At 71.0% G+C, this 23,792-nt stretch carries 22 protein-coding genes; 17 read left to right on the forward strand and 5 right to left on the reverse strand.

Features of this window, described 5'->3' with window-relative positions; translation table 11 throughout:
• Window positions 1–43: 43 nt before the first annotated feature.
• Window positions 44–1,018 carry a 5-dehydro-2-deoxygluconokinase gene (gene iolC / locus ABZ845_RS18005; protein WP_360980153.1) on the reverse strand — a complete coding sequence of 325 codons (975 nt, stop codon included), beginning with the start codon at window positions 1,016–1,018 and terminating at the stop codon, window positions 44–46.
• A 272-nt stretch (window positions 1,019–1,290) separates the two neighbouring features.
• Between iolC and ABZ845_RS18010 the strand changes: the two genes are divergently transcribed.
• The 11 genes from ABZ845_RS18010 to ABZ845_RS18060 all read left to right on the forward strand — a co-directional run bounded on the left by ABZ845_RS18010 (window position 1,291) and on the right by ABZ845_RS18060 (window position 12,410).
• Window positions 1,291–2,265, forward strand: coding sequence for a sugar ABC transporter substrate-binding protein (locus ABZ845_RS18010; RefSeq protein ID WP_360980315.1), 975 nt, complete (start codon window positions 1,291–1,293; stop codon window positions 2,263–2,265).
• Window positions 2,265–3,341 (forward strand): ABC transporter permease, encoded by a 1,077-nt coding sequence (locus tag ABZ845_RS18015; protein ID WP_360980156.1) that lies wholly within the window; start codon window positions 2,265–2,267, stop codon window positions 3,339–3,341. The genes ABZ845_RS18010 and ABZ845_RS18015 overlap by 1 nt, the downstream gene beginning before the upstream one ends.
• Before the next feature lie 6 nt (window positions 3,342–3,347).
• Complete coding sequence (locus tag ABZ845_RS18020; RefSeq protein ID WP_360980159.1) at window positions 3,348–4,250, forward strand: ATP-binding cassette domain-containing protein; 903 nt, start codon at window positions 3,348–3,350, stop codon at window positions 4,248–4,250.
• 1 nt (window position 4,251) lies between these two features.
• Window positions 4,252–5,154 (forward strand): sugar phosphate isomerase/epimerase, encoded by a 903-nt coding sequence (locus tag ABZ845_RS18025; protein ID WP_360980162.1) that lies wholly within the window; start codon window positions 4,252–4,254, stop codon window positions 5,152–5,154.
• A gap of 26 nt (window positions 5,155–5,180) precedes the next feature.
• Window positions 5,181–6,200: a Gfo/Idh/MocA family oxidoreductase gene (locus tag ABZ845_RS18030; protein ID WP_360980165.1), complete on the forward strand. Its 1,020-nt coding sequence runs from the start codon at window positions 5,181–5,183 to the stop codon at window positions 6,198–6,200.
• A gap of 93 nt (window positions 6,201–6,293) precedes the next feature.
• Complete coding sequence (locus tag ABZ845_RS18035) at window positions 6,294–7,127, forward strand: M55 family metallopeptidase (protein WP_360980168.1); 834 nt, start codon at window positions 6,294–6,296, stop codon at window positions 7,125–7,127.
• Window positions 7,120–8,424 carry a M20/M25/M40 family metallo-hydrolase gene (locus tag ABZ845_RS18040; RefSeq protein WP_360980171.1) on the forward strand — a complete coding sequence of 435 codons (1,305 nt, stop codon included), beginning with the start codon at window positions 7,120–7,122 and terminating at the stop codon, window positions 8,422–8,424. Before ABZ845_RS18035 ends, ABZ845_RS18040 begins: the two co-directional genes overlap by 8 nt.
• A 68-nt stretch (window positions 8,425–8,492) precedes the next feature.
• Window positions 8,493–10,454: a prolyl oligopeptidase family serine peptidase gene (locus ABZ845_RS18045; RefSeq protein WP_360980318.1), complete on the forward strand. Its 1,962-nt coding sequence runs from the start codon at window positions 8,493–8,495 to the stop codon at window positions 10,452–10,454.
• A complete protein-coding gene (locus tag ABZ845_RS18050; RefSeq protein WP_360980174.1) occupies window positions 10,451–11,374 on the forward strand; it encodes an LD-carboxypeptidase in 924 nt (307 codons plus the stop codon). Before ABZ845_RS18045 ends, ABZ845_RS18050 begins: the two co-directional genes overlap by 4 nt.
• 211 nt (window positions 11,375–11,585) lie before the next feature.
• Window positions 11,586–11,837, forward strand: a complete 252-nt coding sequence (locus ABZ845_RS18055; RefSeq protein ID WP_360980177.1) for a LapA family protein — start codon at window positions 11,586–11,588, stop codon at window positions 11,835–11,837.
• Window positions 11,838–11,861: 24 nt separating this feature from the next.
• Window positions 11,862–12,410 carry a GNAT family protein gene (locus tag ABZ845_RS18060; RefSeq protein ID WP_360980180.1) on the forward strand — a complete coding sequence of 183 codons (549 nt, stop codon included), beginning with the start codon at window positions 11,862–11,864 and terminating at the stop codon, window positions 12,408–12,410.
• A 92-nt stretch (window positions 12,411–12,502) separates the two neighbouring features.
• Here the strand turns inward: ABZ845_RS18060 and ABZ845_RS18065 are convergent, their stop codons facing one another.
• A complete protein-coding gene (locus ABZ845_RS18065) occupies window positions 12,503–12,856 on the reverse strand; it encodes a VOC family protein (RefSeq protein WP_360980183.1) in 354 nt (117 codons plus the stop codon).
• Between the two features lie 411 nt (window positions 12,857–13,267).
• Between ABZ845_RS18065 and ABZ845_RS18070 the strand changes: the two genes are divergently transcribed.
• Together ABZ845_RS18070 and ABZ845_RS18075 are read left to right on the forward strand one after the other, a co-directional pair.
• Complete coding sequence (locus tag ABZ845_RS18070) at window positions 13,268–15,115, forward strand: transketolase (RefSeq protein ID WP_360980186.1); 1,848 nt, start codon at window positions 13,268–13,270, stop codon at window positions 15,113–15,115.
• 47 nt (window positions 15,116–15,162) lie between these two features.
• The gene (locus ABZ845_RS18075; protein WP_360980189.1) at window positions 15,163–15,984 is read left to right on the forward strand and encodes a GvpL/GvpF family gas vesicle protein; all 822 of its coding nucleotides are present in this window, start codon (window positions 15,163–15,165) and stop codon (window positions 15,982–15,984) included.
• A gap of 89 nt (window positions 15,985–16,073) precedes the next feature.
• Here the strand turns inward: ABZ845_RS18075 and ABZ845_RS18080 are convergent, their stop codons facing one another.
• The 3 genes from ABZ845_RS18080 to ABZ845_RS18090 all read right to left on the reverse strand — a co-directional run bounded on the left by ABZ845_RS18080 (window position 16,074) and on the right by ABZ845_RS18090 (window position 18,758).
• Window positions 16,074–16,244, reverse strand: a complete 171-nt coding sequence (locus ABZ845_RS18080) for a hydrophobic protein (RefSeq protein ID WP_360980192.1) — start codon at window positions 16,242–16,244, stop codon at window positions 16,074–16,076.
• A 41-nt stretch (window positions 16,245–16,285) separates the two neighbouring features.
• A complete protein-coding gene (locus ABZ845_RS18085; protein ID WP_360980195.1) occupies window positions 16,286–17,110 on the reverse strand; it encodes a methyltransferase domain-containing protein in 825 nt (274 codons plus the stop codon).
• A gap of 154 nt (window positions 17,111–17,264) precedes the next feature.
• Window positions 17,265–18,758 (reverse strand): phosphatase PAP2 family protein, encoded by a 1,494-nt coding sequence (locus ABZ845_RS18090; protein ID WP_360980198.1) that lies wholly within the window; start codon window positions 18,756–18,758, stop codon window positions 17,265–17,267.
• Between the two features lie 359 nt (window positions 18,759–19,117).
• Here ABZ845_RS18090 and ABZ845_RS18095 point away from each other — a divergent pair, with 359 nt between their 5' ends.
• The 4 genes from ABZ845_RS18095 to ABZ845_RS18110 all read left to right on the forward strand — a co-directional run bounded on the left by ABZ845_RS18095 (window position 19,118) and on the right by ABZ845_RS18110 (window position 23,729).
• Window positions 19,118–20,737: an ATP-binding cassette domain-containing protein gene (locus ABZ845_RS18095; protein ID WP_360980201.1), complete on the forward strand. Its 1,620-nt coding sequence runs from the start codon at window positions 19,118–19,120 to the stop codon at window positions 20,735–20,737.
• A 165-nt stretch (window positions 20,738–20,902) separates the two neighbouring features.
• On the forward strand, window positions 20,903–21,202 hold the full coding sequence (locus ABZ845_RS18100) for a DUF6158 family protein (RefSeq protein WP_360980204.1): 300 nt from the start codon (window positions 20,903–20,905) through the stop codon (window positions 21,200–21,202).
• A 434-nt stretch (window positions 21,203–21,636) separates the two neighbouring features.
• On the forward strand, window positions 21,637–22,431 hold the full coding sequence (locus tag ABZ845_RS18105) for an RNA polymerase sigma factor SigF (RefSeq protein ID WP_360980207.1): 795 nt from the start codon (window positions 21,637–21,639) through the stop codon (window positions 22,429–22,431).
• Window positions 22,432–22,619: 188 nt separating this feature from the next.
• A complete protein-coding gene (locus tag ABZ845_RS18110) occupies window positions 22,620–23,729 on the forward strand; it encodes a hypothetical protein (protein WP_360980210.1) in 1,110 nt (369 codons plus the stop codon).
• Window positions 23,730–23,792 lie beyond the last annotated feature (63 nt).

Genomic DNA, 23,792 nt, shown 5'->3' on the forward strand with positions numbered 1-23,792 from the left:
GCGGCCGGCCGCGGAATCCGCGGCGCAGGCCCCGACGCGGGGGTCAGTCGCGTGCGAGGAGGCCGGCGACCTCCGCCTCGGTCGGCATCGCGGTGGAGCAGGCGAGGCGGGAGGCGACGAGAGCTCCGGCCGCGTTCGCGTGACGCATGGTCCTCTCCAGCGGCCAGCCGGCGAGCAGACCGTGGCAGAGCGAGCCGCCGAAGGCGTCCCCGGCGCCGAGTCCGTTGAGGACCTCGACGGGCACGGGCGGCACCTCGGCCGTCGTACCGTCGCGATGCACGGCCAGTACGCCCTTGGGCCCCTGCTTGACCACCGCGAGTTCCACGCCCGCCTCCAGCAATGCCTCGGCGCAGGCGCGCGGTTCGCGCACTCCGGTGGCGATCTCGCACTCGTCGAGATTGCCCACGGCGACGGTGGCGTGGCGCAGTGCCTCGGCGTAGCAGGGCCGCGCGGTCTCGGGTGCGCTGCGGGAGCCGCCGCCGCGCCAGAACATGGGCCGCCAGTCGAGGTCGAAGACCGTGGTGCCGGCCCTGTCGCGTGCCGTGAGGGCGGCGAGCGTGGCGGAACGGCTCGGCTCCTCGCTCAGACCGGTGCCGGTGATCCAGAAGATCCGGGCCGAGCGGATGGCGGAGAGGTCCAGTTCGTCGGTGTGGATCTCGAGGTCGGGAGCCTTGGGGTGGCGGTAGAAGTAGAGCGGGAAGTCGTCCGGGGGGAAGATCTCGCAGAACGTGACCGGGGTCGGAAGGCCGTCCACGGGCGTGACGAAGCGGTCGTCGACACCGAACTCCCGCAGCGCCTGACGCAGATACGCGCCGAACGGGTCGTTGCCGGTCCGGGTGATCACCGCGGAGGTGCGGCCGAGGCGCGCGGCGGCCACGGCGACGTTGGTGGGCGAGCCGCCGAGAAACTTTCCGAAAGTCTCCACCTGCGCGAGCGGCACACCGGTCTGCAGGGGGTAGAGATCCACCCCGATGCGTCCCATGGTGATCAGGTCGAATCGTCCGGCGGGCTCGGGCATGGGCGTCGCTCCTCGTGCGGGGGGATGCCTGACAGGTCTAAGCCGCGAGCCGCGCGACTGTCAAGAGTTTGTTCTTACATTCGGACCTATTCCTGAAATGATGTCCTAACAAAGTATTGACAGGTGAGTGCCGCAGGGACTTGTATCCCGTCCCATCCCCCGGTCGCCCGGTCGCACAGTGAGGTGCAGGAAAGATGGATCGCACGTCCCAAGCCCGCCGCTCCCTCGCCCGCCGTCCCCTCTCATACCGTCCCCCCAGGACCGCTCCGCTCATCGTGGTGGCCGCGGTATCCGCGCTGCTGATCGCCGGCTGCTCCAGCAGCTCGGGCGGCAAGAAGGCCGAGGAGAACAACTCCGGTGCCGCCGCCGGCAAGGCCACCACTCCCCGTATGACGGTCGCGCTGGTCACGCACCAGGCGCCCGGCGACACCTTCTGGGACATCGTGCGCAAGGGCGCCGAGGCCGCCGCGGCCAAAGACAACATAAAGCTCGTCTACTCCGCCGACCCGAACGCCGGCAACCAGGCCAACCTGGTGCAGAACGCGGTGGACCAGAAGGTCGACGGCATAGCGATCACGCTCGCCAAACCGGACGCCATGAAGGACGTGGTCGGCAAGGCGAAGTCGGCGGGCATTCCCGTCGTCGGCCTCAACTCCGGTGTGAGCGACTGGAAGAGGCTCGGCCTGATGGAGTTCTTCGGGCAGGACGAGAGCGTGGCGGGCGAGGCGCTCGGCAAGAAGCTGAACGCCGTCGGCGCCAAGAACGCCGTCTGCGTGATCCAGGAGCAGGGCAACATCGGGCTCACCCAGCGCTGCGACGGAGTCAAGAAGACCTTCAGCGGCAAGACGCAGATCCTCTATGTCAACGGAACAGACATGCCGTCGGTGAAGTCGACCATCACGGCCAAACTCAAGCAGGACAGCTCGATCGACTACGTGGTCACGCTCGGCGCGCCGTTCGCGCTGACCGCGGTGCAGTCGCTGTCCGACGCGGGCAGCAAGGCCAAGGTCGCCACCTTCGACCTCAACAAGGAGCTCACCGGCTCCATCAAGAAGGGCGACATCCAGTTCGCCGTCGACCAGCAGCCGTATCTGCAGGGCTATCTCGCCGTCGACTCCCTGTGGCTGTACAAGAACAACGGCAACTCCAGCGGCGGCGGTGAGCAGCCGGTGCTGACCGGCCCCGCTTTTGTCGACAAGTCGAACGTCGACGCGGTCGCCGGCTTCGCCGCGAAGGGCACCAGGTGATGGCCATGTCCCAGCAGGCCCAGCCGGCGGTGACCTCACCGCCGGCCTCCGGCCCCAAGGGGCGCGACGCGCGCACCGCACAGCGCTCCCTGGCGCTCCGGCTGCTTGCCCGGCCCGAGGTCGGCGTCTTCCTCGGTGCCGCCGCGGTGTTCGTGTTCTTCTTCGCGGTGGCTCCGACGTTCCGCACCGGCGGCGCGATGGCCACCGTCCTCTACCAGTCGTCCACCATCGGCATCATGGCGCTGCCCGTGGCCCTGCTGATGATCGGCGGAGAGTTCGACCTGTCGGCCGGTGTCGCCGTGGTCACCTCGGCGCTGACCGCCAGTATGGTCAGCTTCCAGCTCACCATGAACGTCTGGGTGGGCGTGATCGTCGCGCTCGTCGTCTCGCTCGCCATCGGGGCGTTCAACGGCTGGATGATGGTGCGCACCGGACTGCCCAGCTTCCTGGTCACCCTCGGCACGTTCCTCGGCCTCCAGGGCATCAACCTCGCGGTCACCAAACTGATCACCAGCAATGTGGCGACCGACGACATCAGCGACATGGACGGCTTCGGCCAGGCCAAGGCCGTCTTCTCGTCGTCGTTCACCGTCGGCGGCGTCCAGTTCAAGGTCACCGTCCTGTGGTGGCTGCTCTTCGCCGCCCTGGCCACCTGGGTGCTGCTGCGCACGAAGTACGGCAACTGGATCTTCGCGGTCGGCGGCGACAAGGACAGCGCGCGCGCCGTCGGCGTGCCCGTGAAGTTCACCAAGATCTCGTTGTTCATGCTGGTGGGCTTCGGCGCCTGGTTCGTCGGCATGCACCAGTTGTTCGCCTTCAACACCGTGCAGTCGGGGGAGGGCGTCGGCCAGGAGCTGATCTACATCGCCGCCGCGGTGATCGGCGGCTGTCTGCTCACCGGCGGCTACGGTTCCGCGATCGGCCCCGTCTTCGGCGCCTTCATGTTCGGCATGGTGAGCCAGGGCATCGTCTACGCCGGCTGGAACCCCGACTGGTTCAAGGCGTTCCTCGGAGTGATGCTCCTCGGCGCCACCCTCATCAATCTGTGGGTCCAGAAGTCCGCGACCCGGAGGTGATCACCCATGGCCACCGCTGACACAGGCACGAACGACGTCCCGTCCTCCACCGCCGATCAGCCGCCCGTCGTAGAACTGCGCGGAGCGGGCAAGTCCTACGGCACGGTCCGCGCCCTGCACGGAGTCGATCTCGCCGTCCATCCCGGCAAGGTCACCTGCGTCCTGGGCGACAACGGCGCCGGCAAGTCCACCCTGATCAAAATCATTTCCGGTCTGCACCAGCACACCGAGGGCGAGTTCCTCGTGGACGGTGAGCCGGTGCGGTTCGGCACCCCGCGCGAGGCGCTGGGGCGCGGCATCGCCGCCGTCTACCAGGACCTGGCCACCGTGCCCCTGATGCCGGTGTGGCGCAACTTCTTCCTCGGCTCCGAACTCACCAAGGGCCCCTGGCCGGTACGCCGCCTGGACATCCCCCGTATGAAGAAGACCGCCGACGACGAACTGCGTGCCATGGGCATCGTCCTGGACGACCTCGAACAGCCCATCGGAACCCTCTCGGGCGGACAGCGGCAGTGCGTCGCCATCGCCCGTGCCGTCCACTTCGGCGCCCGGGTCCTCATTCTGGACGAGCCCACCGCCGCGCTCGGCGTCAAGCAGTCCGGTGTCGTCCTGAAGTACATCGCCGCCGCCCGCGAGCGCGGACTCGGCGTCATCTTCATCACCCACAACCCCCACCACGCCTACATGGTCGGTGACCACTTCAGCGTGCTGCGCCTGGGCACACTGGAGCTGAGCGCGGGCCGCGCACAGGTCGGCCTCGAAGAGCTGACCAACCACATGGCCGGCGGCGCCGAACTGGCCGCACTCAAGCACGAGCTGGCGCAGGTACGCGGTGTCGACACCGAAGGGCTCCCGGAAGCGGGGGACCTGCGGGCGCCCGCGACGGCATCACCCGAAGGGAACGTGTGACATGACCACTGCCCTGGACCGCATCCGGGTCGGCTCGGCCCCGGACTCCTGGGGCGTCTGGTTCCCGGACGACCCGCACCAGGTGCCCTGGGAACGCTTCCTGGACGAGGTCGCCGAAGCCGGCTACTCGTGGATCGAGCTGGGCCCCTACGGCTATCTGCCGACCGACCCGGCGCGGCTGGCCGACGAGACCGGCAAGCGGAACCTCAACGTGTCGGCAGGCACCGTCTTCACCTCGATGCACCGGGGACCGGCCGTGTGGGAGGCCACCTGGGAGCACGTCAGCCAGGTCGCCTCACTCGCGCAGACGACGGGCGCCCGGCACCTCGTCGTGATCCCCTCCTTCTGGCGGGACGACAAGACCGCCGAGATCATCGAGCCCCCGGAACTCGGCGCCGGGCAGTGGGCGCACCTCACCAAGGGCATGGAGCGGCTCGGCCATGAGGTCAAGGAGACCTACGGCCTCGAGATCGTGGTCCACCCGCACGCCGACACGCACATCGACACCGAGCAGCACGTCGAGCGCTTCCTCGACTCCACCGACTCCGACCTCGTCAACCTCTGCCTGGACACCGGGCACTACGCCTACTGCGGCGGCGACAGCGTCAAACTCATCGAGACGTACGGCGAGCGCATCGGCTATCTGCACCTCAAACAGGTCGACCCGGAGATCCTCGCGGGCGTGGTCGAGAACGGGGTCCCCTTCGGGCCCGCCGTGCGGCGCGGCGTGATGTGCGAGCCTCCGGGCGGCGTTCCCGCGCTCGAACCGGTCCTCGCCGCCGCCCAGCGCCTCGGCGTGGACCTGTTCGCCATCGTCGAGCAGGACATGTATCCCTGCCCGCCGGACAAGCCGCTCCCGATCGCCGCGCGCACCCGCGCCTTCCTCCGCTCCTGCGGCGCCTGACCGGCCGCGGCCTCGAAAGGACTCAGATGACTCAGCGTGGAGCGCTTCAGGTCGCCGTCATCGGTACCGGGCGGATGGGCGCGGATCATGTGCGCCGTATCCATGAAGTGACCAGCGGGGCGCGCGTGACCGCCGTCGTGGACGTCGACCCGGAACGCGCCAAGAGCGCCGCGGCGGGGATCGACGGCTGCACCGCCTACACCGAACCCGCCGCAGCGATGGCCGCCGACGATGTCGACGCCGTGCTGATCGCCTCACCAGGACCCGCCCACGAGGCGGCGCTCCTGGCGGCCTTGGACCAGGATCTGCCGGTGCTGTGCGAAAAGCCCCTCACCCCCGACGCCGCCTCGGCGCTCCGCGTCCTCGAGGCCGAGCAGAAGCTGGGCCACCGACGCGTCCAGGTCGGATTCATGCGGCGCTACGACACCGAGTACATGAAGCTCAAGGCGCTGCTCGACAGCGGCCAGCTCGGCCGCCCCTTGATGCTGCACAACCGCCACCGCAACGTCGCGAGCCCGCCCGGCTTCACCGACGCGATGCTCATCAACGACTCAGTGGTGCACGAGATGGACGTGACACGGTGGCTGCTGGGCCAGGAGATCGCGGCAGTGAACGTGCTGCGCCCGCGGCCGTCGGACCATGCGGCGGAGGACCTTGCCGACCCGCAGTTCGCCGTGTTCGAGACCGATGGCGGTGTGCTCGCCGACGTGGAGATCTTCGTCAACTGCGGGTTCGGCTACCAGGTGCAGGCCGAGGCGGTCTGCGAGCGGGGCACCGCCCGGATCGGCGACGGGCACGCCCTGGTCACCAACGCGGCGGCCCGCTGGGGCGGCACCATCGCACAGGACTTCGTGGAGCGCTTCGAGGACGCCTACGACCGCCAGGTGCAGTCCTGGGTGGACGCCACCCGGCGCGGCGAGGTCACCGGGCCGGACGTCTGGGACGGCTATGCCGCCGCGGCGGTCTGCGAGGCGGGCGTACGGGCCCAGTCGGAGGGCCGGCGCACCGAGGTGGAACTCGTTCGGCGCCCCGCGCTCTACCGCTGAACCCGGAGCCCGGGGAACAGCCTGTCCGACCTGCCGGGACACTTGTCCACAGGGCTGGGCAGGGATCGCCGCGAACGCGTACGGTTTCGAGGCATGAAGATCCTTATCAGCGCCGATATGGAGGGCGCCACCGGTGTGACCTGGCCGGCCGATGTGCTGCCGGGGACACCCGAGTGGGAGCGGTGCCGGTCGATGTTCACCTCGGATGTGAACGCCGCCGTGCTCGGCTTCTACGAAGGTGGCGCCGACGACGTGCTGATCAACGAGGCCCACTGGAGCATGCGCAACCTGCTCCTGGAGCGACTGGACGAACGGGCGCAGATGCTCACCGGACGCCACAAGACCCTGTCCATGGTGGAGGGCGTGCAGCACGGCGACGTGGACGGTGTCGCGTTCATCGGCTATCACGCGGGCGCCGGCATGGAGGGGGTGCTGGCGCACACCTACCTCGCGAACTCGATCACAGGGGTGTGGCTGAACGACAGGCGCGCCAGTGAGGGCCTGCTGAACGCGCAAGTCGTCGCCGAGTACGGCGTCCCCGTCATCCTCGTCACCGGCGACGACGTGGCCTGCGAGGACGCGCTCGGGTACGCGCCCGAGGCGCTCAAGGTCGCCGTCAAGGACCATGTCTCGCGATACGCGGCCGTGTGCCGCACGCCCGCGAGGACCGCCGCGGACATCCGCGCCGCTGCCAAGGAGGCGGCATCCCTGGCGGTACGCCACGAGCCCGTCGCGGGCGGACCGTTCACCATCGCGCTGGAGTTCGACGCGGAGCATCTGGCGTCGAGCGCCACCGTCGTACCCGGTGTGGACCGCATCGGGGAGCGGAAGGTCGTGTACACGAGCGACACCATGTACGAGGGGATCCGTACCTTCAAGGCGGTCACGACGATCGTCTCCGCCGCAGTGGAGGAGCAGTATGGCTGACCAGCGGGCACTCGACGAGGTCGTGCGGTTCACCTCGGACCTCATCCGCATCGACACCGCGAACCACGGCGGAGGCGACTGCCGGGAGCGCCCCGCCGCGGAATACGCGGCCGCACGGCTGTCCGAGGCGGGGCTCGAACCCACCCTGCTGGAGCGCACCGAGGGGCGGACGAACGTCGTCGCCCGTATCGAGGGCACCGACCCCTCCGCCGACGCCCTCCTCGTCCACGGCCATCTCGACGTGGTGCCCGCCGAGGCGGACGACTGGAGCGTGCACCCCTTCTCCGGCGAGGTGCGTGACGGCGTGGTCTGGGGCCGGGGCGCCGTCGACATGAAGAACATGGACGCGATGATCCTGGCCGTCGTCAACTCCTGGGCACGCTCGGGCCTGCGTCCGCGGCGCGACATCGTCATCGCGTTCACCGCGGACGAGGAGGCGAGCGCGGAGGACGGCTCCGGCTTCCTCGCGGACCGGCACGCCGGTCTGTTCGAGGGCTGCACGGAGGCCGTCGGCGAGTCCGGTGCGTTCACGTTCCACGACGGAGAGGGCCGCCAGATCTATCCGATCGCGGCGGGCGAGCGCGGAACCGGCTGGCTGAAGCTCACCGCCCGGGGCCGGGCGGGGCACGGGTCGAAGGTCAACCGCGACAACGCAATCACCCGCCTCGCCGCGGCCATCGCCCGTATCGGCGCGTACGAGTGGCCCCTCAGGCTCACCCCGACGGTGCGCGCGGCACTCGCCGAACTCGCCGTGCTGTACGGCCTCGACACGAGCCTGGGCGACGTGGACGGTCTCTTGCACAAGCTCGGGCCGGCCGCCGCGCTGGTCGAGTCGACCCTCCGCAACAGCGCCAACCCGACCATGCTGAGCGCCGGTTACAAGATCAATGTGATTCCCGGACAGGCCGTGGCCTACGTCGACGGGCGCTATCTGCCCGGCGGCGAGGACGAGTTCCGAGCAACCCTGGACGAACTGACCGGATCCGGCGTGGACTGGGAGTTCGAGCACCGGTCGGTCGCGCTCCAGGCACCGCTCGACTCGCCGACGTACGCCGGGATGCGTGCGGCCGTGGAGGAGTTCGCACCCGAGGGGCATGTGGTGCCGTACTGCATGGCGGGTGGCACCGACGCCAAGCAGTTCTCGCGCCTGGGCATCACCGGATACGGCTTCGCACCACTGAAGCTGCCCGAGGGCTTCGACTACTGGGCCCTGTTCCACGGTGTCGACGAACGCGTCCCGGTCGAGGCGCTGCACTTCGGCGTCCACGTCCTCGACCGATTTCTGCGCACCGCCTGAGGATGTCGGAGACAGCCGTGGACGTGCGGACAGCCGGTAATGCGGAGACGAAGGTCAAGGGGGAGACCATGCGGACCCTGGAGTACGGAGCCTGGCCCACGCCCATCGACGCGGCGCTGTGCGCCGCCCACGACGGGCGCCCGGAATGGGTCGACCACGTGGGCGACGAGACGTGGTGGACCGAGCCGCGCCCCACCGAGGGCGGACGCCGGGCGCTCGTGCGACGCGCTGTGGACGGTTCGACATCGCCGGTGCTGCCGTCGCCCTGGAACGTGCGCAGCCGGGTCATGGAGTACGGCGGCCGCCCCTGGACCGGCCGGATGCGCCCCGGGGGTCCGCTGGTGGTGTTCGTGAACTTCGAGGACCAGAGGCTCTACGCGTACGAGCCGGCCGAGCCGGGCGCGCGGCCGCGCCCGCTCACGCCCGTGTCACCGGTCGGCGGCGGCCTGCGCTGGGCCGACCCGCAGCTGCGGGTCGAACGCGGTGAAGTCTGGTGTGTACTGGAAGAGTTCACCGGCCCGGCGCCCAGCGACGTACGGCGGGTGGCCGCCGCGGTACCGCTGGACGGCTCGGCGGCCGGGAACCGGGAGGCCGTGCGTGAACTCACCGACGCACGCCACCGGTTCATCACCGGGCCCCGCCTCTCACCGGACGGCCGGCGGGCGGTCTGGATCGCCTGGGACCATCCGCGCATGCCCTGGGACGGCACCGAGCTGATCGCCGCGGAGGTGACCGGCAACGGCACGTTCCGGGAGCCGGTCACCGTCGCCGGAGGCCTCCAGGAGTCGATCGCGCAGGCGGAGTGGGCACCCGACGGCTCCCTGCTCTACGTCAGCGACCGCACCGGCTGGTGGAACCTCTACCGGGACGGCGTGCCGCTGTGCCCCCGCGAGGAGGAGTTCGGCGGGCCGCTGTGGCAGATCGGGCTGCGGTGGTTCGCGCCCCTGGACAACGGGCTGATCGCCGTCGTGCACGGCAAGGGTGCCGGCGTGCTCGGAATCCTCGACCCGGACAGCGGCGAGGTGGTCGACACGGCCGGACCCTGGACCGAGTTCAACGCCATGCTCGCCGTGCACGGCAGCCGGATCGCCGCCATCGGCGCCGGCCCCCGCAGCTCCGTCGAAGTCCTCGAACTGGACTCGCGCACCGGCCGCGCACGGGTCGTGGGCGCCGCCCACGAAGACCTGGTGGACCCCGCCTACTACCCCGAACCCTGGATCCGCACCTTCACCGGACCTGGCGGCCGCGAGATCCACGCCCACATCTACCCGCCGCACCACCCCGGCCACGAAGCCCCGGACGGCGAACTGCCGCCGTACGTCGTCTGGGCGCACGGCGGACCCACCGGCCGCGCCCCGCTCGTCCTCGACCTGGCCATCGCCTACTTCACCACGCGCGGCATCGGTGTCGCCGAGGTCAACTACGGCGGCTCCACCGGGTACGGCCGCGCGTACCGCGACCGGCTGCGCGAGCAGTGGGGTGTCGTCGATGTCGAGGACTGCGCGGCCGTCGCGCTCGCACTGGCCGAGGAGGGCACCGCGGACCGTGCGCGGCTCGCCGTGCGCGGCGGCAGCGCGGGCGGCTGGACCGCGGCTGCGTCCCTGGCGACGACGGACGTGTACGCCTGCGGGACGATCAGCTACCCCGTCCTGGACCTGGTCCACTGGGGCCCGGAGGAAACCCACGACTTCGAGTCGCGGTATCTCGAGAGCCTCGTCGGCCCCTACGCCGAGGTGCCCGAGCGGTACACCGAACGGTCACCCCTCGAACAGGCCGACAGGATCACCGCCCCCTTCCTGCTGCTTCAGGGACTCGACGACGCCGTCTGCCCGCCCGCCCAGTGCGAGCGGTTCCTGGCCCGGATCGCGGGGCGGAAGATCCCCCACACCTACCTCGCCTTCGAGGGCGAGGGGCACGGCTTCAGACGCGCTGAAACGCTGGTGCGCGCTCTTGAAGCCGAACTGTCCCTGTACGCCCAGGTCTTCGGGCTGCGCCCGCCCGCCGTCCCCACCCTGGAGCTCAGCAGATGAGGGACCTCGTACGGCCGCGCAGACTCGCCCCCGGTGCCCGCGTCGCCGTCATCGCCCCCAGTGGACCCGTGCTCGAGGAACGGCTCGCCGCCGGGCTCGACATCCTGCGCGCGTGGGGACTGGACCCCGTCATGGCCCCGCATGTCCTCGACCGGCATCCCCGCTTCCCCTACTTCGCGGGCACCGACGCCGACCGGGCCGCCGACTTCCAGGCCGCATGGTGCGACCCGGATGTGTCCGCGGTGCTGTGCGCCCGCGGCGGATACGGGGCACAGCGCATCGTGGACCTGCTCGACTGGGACGCGCTGCGCGCCGCCGGACCCAAGGTGCTCGTCGGGTTCAGCGACATCACCGCGCTGCACGAGGCGGTCGCGGCCCGCCTCGGCCTGGTCACCCTGCACGGCCCGATGGTGTCCGCGGAGACCTTCCTCAAGAACGCCCGGACACAGGACCACCTGCGCGCCACGCTCTTCGAGCCGGAATCCGTCATGGCCATCGCCTCCCCGGGCACCCCACTCGTTCCCGGCCGCGCCCGCGGTGTCACCCTGGGCGGCTGCCTGAGCCTGCTCGCGACCGGACTGGGCACCCCGTACGCCCGGCGCGGCACCGCGGGCGGACTGCTGATGATCGAGGACGTCGGAGAGGACGCGTACCGGATCGACCGCACCCTCACCCAGCTGCTGCGCTCCGGCTGGCTCGACGGGACCGGCGGGATCGTCCTCGGCTCGTGGGAGGAGTGCGGCCCGTACGAACTGCTGCGCGAGGTCTTCATCGACCGGCTCGGCGGGCTCGGGATACCCGTCGTGGAGGAGTTCGGCTTCGGGCACGGCGAGGGCGCGCTGACGATCCCGCTCGGCGTCGGAGCGGAGCTGGACGCCGACTCGGCGACGCTGAGGCTGGAGGCACCGGCGCTGGCCTAGGGTCTTTTGTTCGGATCAGGCCCGGATCAGGCCCCATCAGGGCGCGGTGCCAGACCCCGCGAGCCCGGTCTGATCCAAACGGGAGGTCCTGGCGGGGGCCGCGCCCCGCCGGGAGTGGCGCGTGGCCCGGCTGCCGGGCGCTACCGGCCCGGTCACCCGTACGGACCGCACCGGCCGGGCGGCGCCGGTGTGCGCTGTCATGCTGGGTTCCATGAGCCCGAAGACCTCCCGCAAGTCCAGTACGGGCAAGGGGGCGTATCAGGACCGGCAGGGGCTGACACCCCGCCGGATCGTCGGCCTGGTGCTGACCGCGCTCGTGCTGGTCTTCATCTTCGAGAACACCCAGCACACCAGGATCCGGCTGCTGATCCCCCTGGTGACCATGCCGCTGTGGCTGGCCCTGCTCGGGACGGCGGTGGTCGGGGCGGTGTGCGGTGCGATCTTCATGAGCCGACGCGGGTGACAGCGGCGCACATAGGGTGTCGTGGTGCCTGTGACCCGTGATCATCTCGCCGAAGGCCCCCGTGTGGGCATACGCCACTTCACCCACGAGGACGAGCCCGAGTTCACCTCCCGGGCCCGGGAGAGCCGGGACCTGCACCACCCGTGGCTCTCACCGCCGACGACCGCCGACGACTACGCGGTGTACGCGGCCCGGCTCGTCGGGGACCCTTCGAGGACGGGGTTCCTGGTGTGCGAGAAGGACAGCGGGGACATCGCGGGGTTCATCAACGTCAACAACATCGTGAAGGGCGGCTTCCTGTCCGGAGCCCTCGGATACGGCGTCTTCGCGCACGCCGCCGGGCGCGGACTGATGTCGGAAGCCCTGGATCTCGTGGTGCGGTACGCCTTCGGGCCCATGGGGCTGCACAGACTGGAGATCAACGCGCAGCCCGGCAACACCGCCTCCATCGCCCTGGCCCAGCGCGGCGGATTCCGCCTGGAGGGATACTCACCGAAGATGATCTACATCGACGGGGCATGGCGGGATCACGAACGCTGGGCCATCACCGCCGAGATGGTCTCCGGCCTCTGAAGGAACCGGGGGACCAGGGCCCATCGGCTGCCGGTGTCGCTCGACCGACCCGGACCGGCAGGTGCTGTTCGCGGATGCGGCGGTGCACTGCCTCAGCCGGCGGGCCGGCGGTCCACGTACTCGTAGACCGTCCCGTCCGGGTGCGCCGCGATCAGGTTGCGGCCCGCCGGGGTCGGAACCGGGCCTGCGATGATCCGTGCGCCGAGGTCGGCGAGCACCCGGTGGGCCTCGTCCACGTCCTGGACGGCGATGGTGGCCGCCACCTTGCGCAGTACGTCGAGTTCGGACTCGGGCCCGCTCATCAGCAGGAAGCAGCCGACCGCGGCCACCTGGACACCGCCGCGCTCGAACCGGAGAGCTCTGCCGCCCGCGAGACGTTCGTAGAAGGGGACCGCGGTCTCCAGGTCGTCGACGCAGATACGCAGCGAGGCTCCGAGAATCTCCATGGGCACGAGCCTAATTGGGGCCGGTACGGCAGGAGATCGTTTCGGGCGGATCGGTACGCCACTTGGATGGTCCCAAGACGTACGCGACCGGGTAAGGCCATACCCTTGCCCGGCCATACCCCTGCCCGGTAAGGGTATGTGGGCGTCCCTCCACGTCCGGTGGTGCCGGGCGGAGCATCGACGGCACGCTGATGAGCGGGCTCGGTGCGCCGGCGGCGACAGCCGCGCCCGGCACCTGCGTGGCCGGGTCATCAACCGTACGGTGTAAGAGCACCTGTCCCGGCGTTTGGGCGCCTGAAGCCGGGGGACGCGGAAAGTCCACGGCGCCGCGAACGTACGGCGTGAACGGCCCGGCTACTCCCTGTGCTTCCCCTGACGCCACACGCTACGGAGGAAGGAAGAGGAAGGAATATGAAGACCCGTCAGCTCCATGAACTCGCCCAGCAGCTGCGTGTCGACAGCGTGCGCGCCGCGGACGCGGCCGCCTCCGGGCACCCCACCTCCTCGATGTCGGCCGCGGATCTGATGGCCGTCCTGCTGGCCCACCACCTTCGCTACGACTTCGACCGCCCGGGCCACCCGGGCAATGACCGGTTCGTCCTGTCCAAGGGCCACGCCTCGCCCCTCCTCTATGCCGCCTACAAGGCCGCCGGAGCCATCAACGAGACCGAACTGCTCACCTTCCGCAAACTGGGCAGCCGTCTGGAAGGGCACCCCACGCCGCGTCGGCTGCCCTGGGTGGAGACGGCCACCGGCTCGCTCGGCCAGGGGCTGCCCGTCGGTGTCGGCATCGCCACGGCAGGCAAGCGGCTCGACCACACCGGATACCGCGTCTGGGTGCTGTGCGGCGACAGCGAACTGGCCGAGGGCTCCGTATGGGAGGCCGCCGAGCACGCCGGCCATGAGCATCTCGACAACCTGATCCTGATGGTCGACGTCAACCGGCTGGGGCAGCGCGGACCGACCCGCCACGGACATGACCTGGACGCCTACGCACGCCGCTTCAAGGCCTTCGACTGGCGCACCGTGGAAGTAGACGGACACGACGTCGAGGCCATCGACCAGGCCTTCACCGAGGCCGAGTCGGCCACCGGACGCCCCACCGTGATCCTCGCCCGCACCCTCAAGGGCAAGGGAGTCAGCTCCGTCGAGAACCGGGAGGGCATGCACGGCAAGCCGCTGCCCGACGCGCAGGAGGCCGTCGCGGAACTCGGCGGCGTACGGGACCTGCGCGTCGAGGTCCGGCAGCCGCCCGCCGCAAGGACGCTGCACGCCGTGCAGAGCGGCCACCTGGACCTGCCCCGCTACGAGATCGGCGACACCATCGCCACCCGGGACGCCTACGGGCAGGCGCTCGCCGCGCTCGGCACCGCCCGCGGTGACATCGTCGCCATCGACGGCGAGGTCGGCGACTCCACACGCGCCGAGTACTTCGCCAAGGAACACCCCGAGCGCTACTTCGAGTGCTACATCGCCGAACAGCTCATGGTGGGGGTCGCAGTCGGCATGGCGACGCGCGGCTGGGTGCCGTACGCCTCGACCTTCGCCGCCTTCCTGACCCGGGCCCACGACTTCATCCGCATGGCCTCGATCAGCGGTTCGGGGATCAATCTGGTCGGCTCGCACGCCGGGTGCTCCATCGGCGAGGACGGGCCCTCCCAGATGGGTCTCGAGGACCTCGCGATGTTCCGCTCGGCGTACGGATCGACGGTGCTGTACCCGTGCGACGCCAACCAGACCGCGCGCCTCGTCGCCGCCATGGCCCCGCTGGAGGGCATCCGCTATCTGCGCACCTCGCGCGGAAAGACCCCCGTCATCTACGGCCCCACCGAGGAGTTCCCGGTCGGCGGCAGCAAGGTGTTGCGTGCCTCGTCGAAGGACCGGCTCACCATCGTCGCCGCCGGAGTCACCGTCCATGAGGCGCTGAAGGCCGCCGATCACCTCGCGGAGCAGGACATCCCGGTCCGGGTCGTCGACCTCTACTCGGTCAAGCCTGTCGACCAGGCCACCCTGCTGGAGGCCGCCGAGCGCACGGGCTGCCTGCTCACGGTCGAGGACCACCGGGAGGAGGGCGGCCTCGGTGACGCGATCCTCGACGCCTTCGTGGACGGGCGCCCCGTACCGCGCCTGGTGCGCCTCGCAGTCCGTACGATGCCGGGCTCGGCGACCCCCGCCGAGCAGCTGCACGCCGCGGGCATCGACGCCGAGTCCATCGCCGCAGCGGCCCGGCTGCTGGTGGAGCAGGCCGTCGTCCGGTGACCGAGCGCGGCAGGACGTCCGGGACCGGAGGGCAGGAAGGAGCCACCGTGACCCCGCTCCGTTACGTCTACGCGGTCTGCCGCCCCCTCTGCGCGCCCTTGCAGGCGCAGCTGACGGGGGTGGCCGGGGCTCCGGCCCGGCAGCTGGAGCATCACGGCCTCGTCGCCGTCGTCAGCCTGGTCCCGGCCGGGGAGTTCGGCGAGGAAGGGCTCGGGGCGCGTTCGCGGGATCCGGAGCGGAGCGCCGTCATGTCCCGCGCCCACCAGAACATCGTCGACGCGCTCACCGGCGTCACCACCCCGCTGCCGCTGCCGCCCGGCATGGTGTTCCCGGACGACAGCGCCGTCCGCGTGATGATCGAGGAACACGAGGAGGACTTCCGGCGCGCCCTGGAGCGGCTCGAAGGGCGCGTCGAATGGGGCGTCAGGGTTTGTCTTGAGGCAGCCCGGGCCTCGGAGACAGAGTCGGGCCGGACGCGGGAGAAGGCCGAGGAATTCGCGTGCCGCCTGCATGAGGCACTCTCGGGACAGGCAGAGGATTCCCGGCTGCACACATCACGGAAAATGGTGCCTTCCGGTATGCCCGGTCGCGGTGTTCTCGACGCGGTCTATCTGGTGCCACGCTCTCGTTCCGAGGAGTTCGTGGAACGCGTGGAGCGCGTGGACCGGGCCGAGGTGGGAATTCAGGGAGTACGTGTCGAGCTCACAGGTCCGTGGGCGGTCTATTCCTTCACCGGGCTGGAGGGAATCACGGAAACCACGGGAAGCGCGGTGAACGCGAAAAACGAGGAAAGCGCGGAAATCGCCAAAACCGCAGAAGGCGCGGCAAGGAGCGGCGCACGGCCGCATGAGCGCCGTACAGCCGTATAGGCGCATGCCATTGCGCGCGCCGCGGCCCGAGGACCTCGATCAGGACCTCGGGCCGCGAGCGGTTTCCGGGCCGCCGGCCTATCGGCCGGTCACCATCGATACCATCGGCCCCTGCCGCCGGTCGCATTCGTACCCCGTACCAGGAACCCCAGCAGCCACAGCACTAGGACCGCAAGGGCCAGCCACCACAACAGCTTTATCGCGAAGCCGGCGCCGAAGAGCACGAGCACCAGCAGGAGAACGAGCAGAATGGGAACCATGTGTGAACCTCCTGCTCATCGTGTTGCCCGCACGGCGGGATTCAGACATCCTTCCGGCAGAGAATTTCACCGTTCAGAACCGAGAACCAGCCGTCCGGTTCTTCTCCCCATTCCCGCCATGCGTCAGAAACGGCTCGCAGTTGCCCGGGGGTCGCATGGCCCCCCTCCACGGCTCGGTCCGCGTACGCCGACGCGATGGTGCGGTCGGCCCACAGCCCGCTCCACCACGCCCGCTCCTCGTCGTCGGCGAAGGTCCAGGTGCTGGAGGTGGCGGTCACGTCCTGGATGCCCGCGCTCAGCGCCCATGACTTCAGACGGCGTCCGGCGTCCGGCTCGCCGCCGTTGGCCCGGGCGACCCGCTGGTACAGGTCCAGCCAGCTGTCCAGGCCCTCGGACGCCGGATGCCAGGTCATCGCCGCGTAGTCCGCATCCCGTACGGCGATGAGACCACCCGGCCTGGTGACCCGGTGCATCTCGCGCAGCGCCCGCACCGGGTCGCCCACGTGCTGGAGCACCTGGTGGGCGTGGACCACGCAGAACGTGTCGTCCGGGTACTCCAGCGCGTGCACGTCGCCGACGGTGAAGTCCACGTTGGTCAGGCCGCGCGCGGCGACCGTGGCGCGGGCCTGCTCCAGGATCCCCGGAGCGCGGTCGACGCCGGTGACGCGGCCCTGCGGGACCAGCTCCGCCAGGTCCGCGGTGATGGTGCCCGGACCACAGCCGATGTCCAGGACCGCCATGTGCGGCTTGAGTGAACCGAGGAGGTAGGCCGCCGAGTTGGCGGCCGTCCGCCAGGTGTGTGAGCGCAGCACGGACTCATGGTGGCCGTGGGTGTAGACGGCCGTCTCCCTTGGCTCCCTCGGCATGGTTCGCCTGCCTCCCTGTGTCGTGTTCCCGTCACGCGTATCCCGTGGCGAGGCCGCGGCGCGGTACATGACAGGTTAGACCCTGATGTCGAATCATGAGACAGGCGTCTTGCCATGTGAGAACCAGAGGATCTGGTGCTCGTCCCGGTGGCGCTCAGCGGGACGGCAGCGGGCGGTAGACCGTCAGTGCCCGCGGGACCTTTTCGAGCGTCACCGTGCCCTGAACCTCGGTGACCTCGCCGTCGTAGGCGAGCGGCGTCCCCGCGGCCAGTCCGTCCAGCCGCAGACGCCGTACGCGGACGGCCGCGTGGGCGGGGGAGCGGGACAGCGGGCCCGCGAACGCGGCGGCCAGCAGACGGGAGGCCGGGCGGCGCCCGCCGTGCACGACCCGTACGTCGAGCCGCCCGTCCGCCAGGTCGCGGCGGCGCGCGGGGGCCAGGCCCATCCGGTGATACGTCCCGTTGCCCGCGAACAGCAGCCACAGCGGGCGGCTCTCGCCGCCGAGGTTCACGCGCAGCGGATGGCGGTCCGCGCGCAGGACGCGCAGCGCGGCGAGGACCCCGGCCGGCCAGCCGCCGATCCGGTGCGACCAGCGCTCCCGCTCGCGCACCAGTTCGGGGTACACGCCGAGGCTGAAGGTGTTGAGGAAGCAGCCACGAGTCGCGCCGGAGGAGAAGAAGCCCACATCGACGGTGGCCGTCTCGCCCCGTTCCAGGGCGCGGACCACATCGCGGACCTCCTCGATCCCGAGGTCGAGCGAGAAGTGGTTCAGGGTGCCGCCCGGGACGACGGCGAGCGGCCGGCCATGGCGCATGGCGACGCCCGCGGCAGCGTTGACCGTGCCGTCGCCGCCGCACACCCCCAGCACCCGGGCGCGTACGGCCGCGTTCTCCAGCTGCGTGCCCAGCTCGTCCGGTTCGCACTCGACGGTCTCGGCGCCCGGCAGGGCGTCCCGCAGGGCACGCACCCGCTCCGAGGTCGCCGCGGCCCTGTTCACGACGACCACCAGCCCTGTCCCGTCGGGCAGCGCGGGCGCGTCCTCGCGCGGGCGTCCCGCCGGCGGCACCGGATCCCGGGTCGGTACCAGGCGGTGCGTGATGTACGCGGCGCCGACGCCGAGGGCCGCGCCCGCCACGACGTCGCTCGGATAGTGGACGCCGGTGTAAACGCGGGAGACTGCGACGGCGGCGGCGAGCGGCGCGACCGCCGCACCCCAGCCGCGCGACTCCAGCGCGACCCCCGCGGCGAAGGCGGCGGCCGACGCGGCATGCCCCGAGGGGAACGACGTGGTGATCGGCTGGCGCTTGAGCCGGCGGACCGCGGGGACCGGGTCGAGCACCGGGCGGGGGCGGCGGACCGTGCGTTTGCCGACGGTGTTGATGGTGGCGGAGGCGAGCGCCAGGGAGGCGACACCGCGGAGCGCGGACCGGCGGGCACGCGGGGTGCGCGCGGAGGCGACGGCGGCGGCCGTGGCGAACCACAGGACACCGTGGTTCGCTGTACGGCTGAGCCGCGGCAGCAACTCGTCGGCCCCCGGCCAGTGCCGGGCCGCGACGGCCTGGAACAGGCGGCCGTCGAAGGAAAGCAGACGGTCACGGAGGGGATGGGGGCCCGCCGGGCGCAGGGTGAGGTCGACATCTGGGGTCATGGGAGGCGAATACCCCGGGAAGACCGAACCCTGCCGGGCCGCCACCGGAGCGTGTGACCCCTGACCGCCGACTGCCCTACCGCCGACCCCCGCAGTGGCCGTCCGGAAGCGGCGTCGCGGTGGCCGCCCCGCCGAGCAGGGGCGGCCACCGCTGTGCGCCGGCGCGCCGGGCCCGGTCAGGCGTCGTGCCGTCGCCTGAGGAGCTCCTCCAGCGTGCCGACCTCCGGGAGCTGACGAGAAACGGGGGTCTTCGCCAATGTCACCCAAATTGCGCAATATCGCCACTCGGGCGACAAGGGGGCGTCGTCGAGCGACTATTCGCTTGCCCGGCCCCGGCGCGTCCGCCGACAATGCGCCGCATGGGACACCTGGAAGCCGCACACCTCGAGTACTACCTCCCGGACGGGAGGGCGCTGCTCGGCGATGCGTCCTTCCGGGTCGGCGACGGCGCGATCGTCGCCCTCGTCGGGCCCAACGGGGCCGGGAAGACCACGCTGCTGCGGCTGCTGTCCGGTGAGCTCAAGCCGCACGGAGGGTCCGTCACCACGAGCGGCGGACTCGGTGTGATGCGCCAGTTCGTGGGGTCCGTGCGGGACGAGACGACCGTTCGGGAGCTCCTCGTCTCGGTCTCCCAGCCGCGCCTGCGCGAGGCGGCGCGCGCCGTGGACGCCGCGGAGCACGCCGTCATGACCGTCGACGACGAGGCGGCCCAGCTCAGGTACGCGCAGGCCCTCGCCGACTGGGCCGAGGTCCGCGGCTACGAGGCCGAGACGCTGTGGGACATGTGCACCATGGCCGCGCTCGGTGTCCCGTACGAGAAGGCCCAGTGGCGGGAGGTCCGCACACTGTCCGGGGGCGAGCAGAAGAGGCTCGTCCTCGAAGCGCTGCTGCGCGGCACCGACGAGGTGCTGCTCCTGGACGAGCCCGACAACTACCTCGACGTACCCGGCAAGCGCTGGCTGGAGGAGCGGCTCGCGCAGACCCGGAAGACCGTGCTGTTCGTCTCCCACGACCGGGAGCTGCTGGCGCGTGCCGCACAGCGGATCGTGTCCCTCGAGCCCGGCCCGGCGGGGGCGGACGCCTGGGTGCACGGCGGCGGCTTCGCCACGTACGACGAGGCGCGGCGGGAGCGCTTCGCCCGCTTCGAGGAACTGCGCAAGCGCTGGGACGAGAAGCACGCCCAGCTCAAGAAGCTGGTGCTGAACCTGCGTCAGGCCGCGACCGTCAGCCATGAGCTGGCCTCCCGCTACCAGGCCGCCCAGACCCGGCTGAGGAAGTTCGAGGAGGCCGGACCGCCGCCCGAGCCGCCGCGCGAGCAGGAGATCACGATGCGGCTCAAGGGCGGCCGTACCGGGGTCAGGGCCGTCACCTGCGCCGGACTCGAACTGACCGGCCTGATGAAACCGTTCGACCTGGAGGTCTTCTACGGCGAGCGCGTTGCCGTCCTGGGCTCCAACGGCTCCGGCAAGTCCCACTTCCTGCGGCTGCTCGCGGGCGGCGACGTGGCGCATACGGGGCAGTGGCGGCTCGGAGCGCGTGTAGTGCCCGGGCACTTCGCGCAGACGCACGCGCATCCCGAGCTCGAGGGCCGGACGCTACTCGACATCCTGTGGCGGGAGCATGCCCAGGACCGGGGAGCGGCGATGTCCCGGCTGCGACGCTACGAGCTGACCGCACAGGCCGAGCAGAACTTCGAACGGCTGTCCGGTGGGCAGCAGGCCCGCTTCCAGATCCTTCTGCTGGAGCTGCAGGGTGTCACGGCGCTGCTGCTCGACGAGCCGACGGACAACCTGGACCTGGAGTCCGCCCAGGCGCTCCAGCAGGGGCTCGAGGCGTTCGAGGGGACGGTCCTCGCGGTCACGCACGACCGATGGTTCGCCCGGTCCTTCGACCGGTACCTGGTCTTCGGCAGCGACGGCCGCGTGCGGGAGTCGGCGGAGCCGGTGTGGGACGAGCGCCGGGTGGAGCGCGTGCGGTAGCGGTCCGCCCGGGGCACGATGTGTACGGAGGCCCAGGGGCCGAGATGTTCGTACAGTGGAGGGAGAAGGCGAGATCCATGGCTCCCTCCCGGTTGCCGCTCGGGCGTGTTGCTGCCGGGCGGGTACCCGGACCGCACCGGAGGAACACGACGAACGGGGTCGCACATGACCGGAGTCGAGCCCGGCCGGCTGACCGACCAACAGCTCATGAAGGAGCTGGAGACGATCCACCGCACGCGCCACGACACCCTGCTGTACGGCTCGGGCGACGCGCTGCGCACGCACAACGACCGTATGGCCCAGCTGGAGGGCGAGTATCTGCGGCGCCATCCGCGGCGGGGGGTGGCGGCGAGCCGCACACGCGACGGGGCCCGGGAACGTGACCGGGGAACGGTCCTGACGGAACTCACCGGCGGAGAACACGGAGGGCACGGAGACCGGGAAGGCACGGAACCCGTCCGCTGACCCCGGCCCCCTCCTTCCCCGCCCGCGCCCGGCGCCGGGCGGCGTGGACGCGGGCGGTTGCTGTTTCTCGCCGTGCGCTCCTTCTTCTTCGTTCTCTGCGGTGACAGGTCCTCCTTCGGCCGTACGACGGCCTCGGCGAGTTCATGCGCGCTGGTGTGCCGGCCGAGCGCGGCAGCCGCTCCAGCAGGGTCACGAGCGCGTCCGGGACGTGCCCGCGGCGTAACCGGTCCGAGGTCCTTCGTGAACGCTCCGTGGTCGTTTCGCACATCTCGGTGTTTGCCGCCGGGGCGCCGGGGCAGGCGCAGCCCAGTGCTTCGGACAGGAGGCACGTCCGTGGGAACGGTGGAGACCGCCACGGGTGTGCCCGTCCGCTCGCGCACCCTCCCACGGTGACCGTCCACCCAAGGCACCCCTAAAGGGAGTTGCGACCCATCATGCAGAACCGAGCGAGCGTGAAACACCACCCGCACGACGACGCCCCCGACACCGCGGAGTCCTTCCGCAGGCTCGCCGGCCTTCCCGAGGGACCCGAGCGCGACCTGCTCCGTGACGAGATCGTCGAGGCGTGGCTGCCCATGGCCGAACGGCTCGCGGGGCGTTTCCGCAGCCGCGGTGAGAGCTTCGAGGATCTGCGCCAGGTGGCGGCACTCGGCCTGGTGAAGGCCGTCGACCGGTACGACCCGCAGCGCGGTCACGCCTTCGAGAGTTATGCCGTGCCGACCGTCACCGGAGAGATCAAGCGCCACTTCCGTGACCATATGTGGACCGTCCATGTGCCGCGCCGCGTCCAGGACCTGCGCAACCGGGTGAGGATCGCGCGCCGTGAGCTGGTTCAGACGATCTCGGGGCGCGCGCCCACCGTCGCGGAGATCGCGCGGTACGCCGATATGACCGAGGACGACGTCAGGGTCGGACTCGAGGCGCTGGAGAGCTTCACAGCGCTGTCGCTGGACGCGGAACTGCCGGGCAGCGAGGACGGGTACTCCCTCGGAGACTCGCTGGGCTCGGCCGACCCCGCGCTCGACACCGTCGTGGACCGCGAGGCCGTCAAACCCCGGCTGAGGGCGCTGCCCGAGCGCGAACGGGCCATTCTCTACATGCGGTTCTTCGACGACATGACGCAGAGCAGCATCGCGGAGCGGCTCGGTATCTCGCAGATGCATGTGTCCCGGCTGATCAGCCGGTGCTGTGACAGGCTGAAGGACCAAGTGATGCGAGACGTGGCGTAGGGGTTCCTCTGGATCTTCGCGGCGTCGCGGCGTCCGGCACGCAGGGCCTGCGTTTGTCACTCGGGCGGGGGCGCTCGTAGCGCGAATGGGGTCCGGCCGCGCGCGAGGCCGGGCCGGACGGGCTGTCATGGGCTTTCGAGGGCACGGCCGTCGTGCCCCACCGTAAGCCGGCCGAAGGAGCCCCCCGCATGCGCCGCAGTGCCCGTGTCCTGTCCGCCGCCGCTCTGGCCGGCACCGCCCTGGGCGTCGGTGCCGTCCCCGCGAACGCCGATCCCAGCGCGGCCGTCAGCCCACGCTTCGTCGTGCCCGGTGGCACGGTCACCGTCTCGGTGGCCTGCGACGCGACGGGCGGCGCCGTGCCCGACTACATCGATGCCGCCTCCGAGGGGCTCGAGGCGGGCCGGGTCCGGCTGGTCCGGGTCGACGACAGCGGCTCCCGGACGGGGGACCCGACCGCCGTGGTGTACAGCGGCACGGCCCGGGTCCCGGCGGGCGCCGTCAACAGCGTCACCGACCTCGCAGGCCGTGACGCCGAATGGGGGGTCGACGGCCGCTGCCCGGCGGCTCCCGGCGGCCGTGATCAGCGGTGGGACACCTCGTTCACCGTGAACCGGGACGGCAGGGGACAGGGGCAGGGCCAGAGCCAAAGCCAGGGCCAGGGCCAGGGGCAAAGCCAGGGCCAGGGGCAAAGCCAGGGCCAAGGGCAAAGCCAGAGCCAGGAGCAGTCACCGGGGGAAGACCAGATGCCGAGTGGAGCCCAGACGCCCGGAGGGCAGCCCGGCGGTGGGCAGTACCAGGGCGGTGGGCAGTACTCGCAGTCCGGCGGCGATCAGTACTCGCAGCAAGGCGACGGCCGGTTTTCGCAGTCGGGCGGTGGGGAGTATTCGCAGTCGGGCGGTGGGCAGTACTCGCAGTCCGGCGGCGGTCAGTACTCGCAGCGAGGCGACGGCCGGTTTTCGCAGTCGGGCGGTGGGCAGTACCAGCAGTCGGGCGCGCCGCCGGGTGACGGGGCGTCGCATGGGCAGGGCGGGCGGGACAACGGCCAGTTCCAGCGGCCGGGGAAACAGCAGGGCGGCGGTGACCACAATCAGGGCGGCCAAGGGGGCCGGCAGCAGGGGGGCGGGCGGGACCAGGACGGGCAGCCGCCCGCCGGGGTGCAGAAGGGCGCGGAGGCGGGCGAGGGCGGCGCGTTCAGGCAGTCCGTTCCGACGACGGTCGCGGGCGGTGCACTGATCGCGGTCGCCCTCGGCGCGGCCGTCCACCGGGTGTGCCGGCGCGGCGTCGCGTTCCGTCGCTGAATCCGTGACCGGCGCAGCCGCCCGCCCATGACCGACCGGTTCTTTGGGTACTCAGGGCACAAG

It is taken from the genome of Streptomyces sp. NPDC047022, assembly GCF_040644155.1.
Classification (GTDB): Bacteria; Actinomycetota; Actinomycetes; order Streptomycetales; family Streptomycetaceae; genus Streptomyces.

Coding starts and splice junctions, on each gene's coding strand:
- ABZ845_RS18030 (WP_360980165.1), top strand. CDS start 5,181: ATGACTCAGCGTGGAGCGCTTCAGGTCGCCGTCATCGGTACCGGGCGG.
- ABZ845_RS18105 (WP_360980207.1), top strand. CDS start 21,637: ATGCAGAACCGAGCGAGCGTGAAACACCACCCGCACGACGACGCCCCC.
- ABZ845_RS18095 (WP_360980201.1), top strand. CDS start 19,118: ATGGGACACCTGGAAGCCGCACACCTCGAGTACTACCTCCCGGACGGG.
- ABZ845_RS18110 (WP_360980210.1), top strand. CDS start 22,620: ATGCGCCGCAGTGCCCGTGTCCTGTCCGCCGCCGCTCTGGCCGGCACC.
- ABZ845_RS18045 (WP_360980318.1), top strand. CDS start 8,493: ATGCGGACCCTGGAGTACGGAGCCTGGCCCACGCCCATCGACGCGGCG.
- ABZ845_RS18050 (WP_360980174.1), top strand. CDS start 10,451: ATGAGGGACCTCGTACGGCCGCGCAGACTCGCCCCCGGTGCCCGCGTC.
- ABZ845_RS18015 (WP_360980156.1), top strand. CDS start 2,265: ATGGCCATGTCCCAGCAGGCCCAGCCGGCGGTGACCTCACCGCCGGCC.
- ABZ845_RS18020 (WP_360980159.1), top strand. CDS start 3,348: ATGGCCACCGCTGACACAGGCACGAACGACGTCCCGTCCTCCACCGCC.
- ABZ845_RS18025 (WP_360980162.1), top strand. CDS start 4,252: ATGACCACTGCCCTGGACCGCATCCGGGTCGGCTCGGCCCCGGACTCC.
- ABZ845_RS18055 (WP_360980177.1), top strand. CDS start 11,586: ATGAGCCCGAAGACCTCCCGCAAGTCCAGTACGGGCAAGGGGGCGTAT.
- ABZ845_RS18040 (WP_360980171.1), top strand. CDS start 7,120: ATGGCTGACCAGCGGGCACTCGACGAGGTCGTGCGGTTCACCTCGGAC.
- ABZ845_RS18100 (WP_360980204.1), top strand. CDS start 20,903: ATGACCGGAGTCGAGCCCGGCCGGCTGACCGACCAACAGCTCATGAAG.
- ABZ845_RS18070 (WP_360980186.1), top strand. CDS start 13,268: ATGAAGACCCGTCAGCTCCATGAACTCGCCCAGCAGCTGCGTGTCGAC.
- ABZ845_RS18065 (WP_360980183.1), bottom strand. CDS start 12,856: ATGGAGATTCTCGGAGCCTCGCTGCGTATCTGCGTCGACGACCTGGAG.
- iolC (WP_360980153.1), bottom strand. CDS start 1,018: ATGCCCGAGCCCGCCGGACGATTCGACCTGATCACCATGGGACGCATC.
- ABZ845_RS18080 (WP_360980192.1), bottom strand. CDS start 16,244: ATGGTTCCCATTCTGCTCGTTCTCCTGCTGGTGCTCGTGCTCTTCGGC.
- ABZ845_RS18085 (WP_360980195.1), bottom strand. CDS start 17,110: ATGCCGAGGGAGCCAAGGGAGACGGCCGTCTACACCCACGGCCACCAT.
- ABZ845_RS18090 (WP_360980198.1), bottom strand. CDS start 18,758: ATGACCCCAGATGTCGACCTCACCCTGCGCCCGGCGGGCCCCCATCCC.
- ABZ845_RS18035 (WP_360980168.1), top strand. CDS start 6,294: ATGAAGATCCTTATCAGCGCCGATATGGAGGGCGCCACCGGTGTGACC.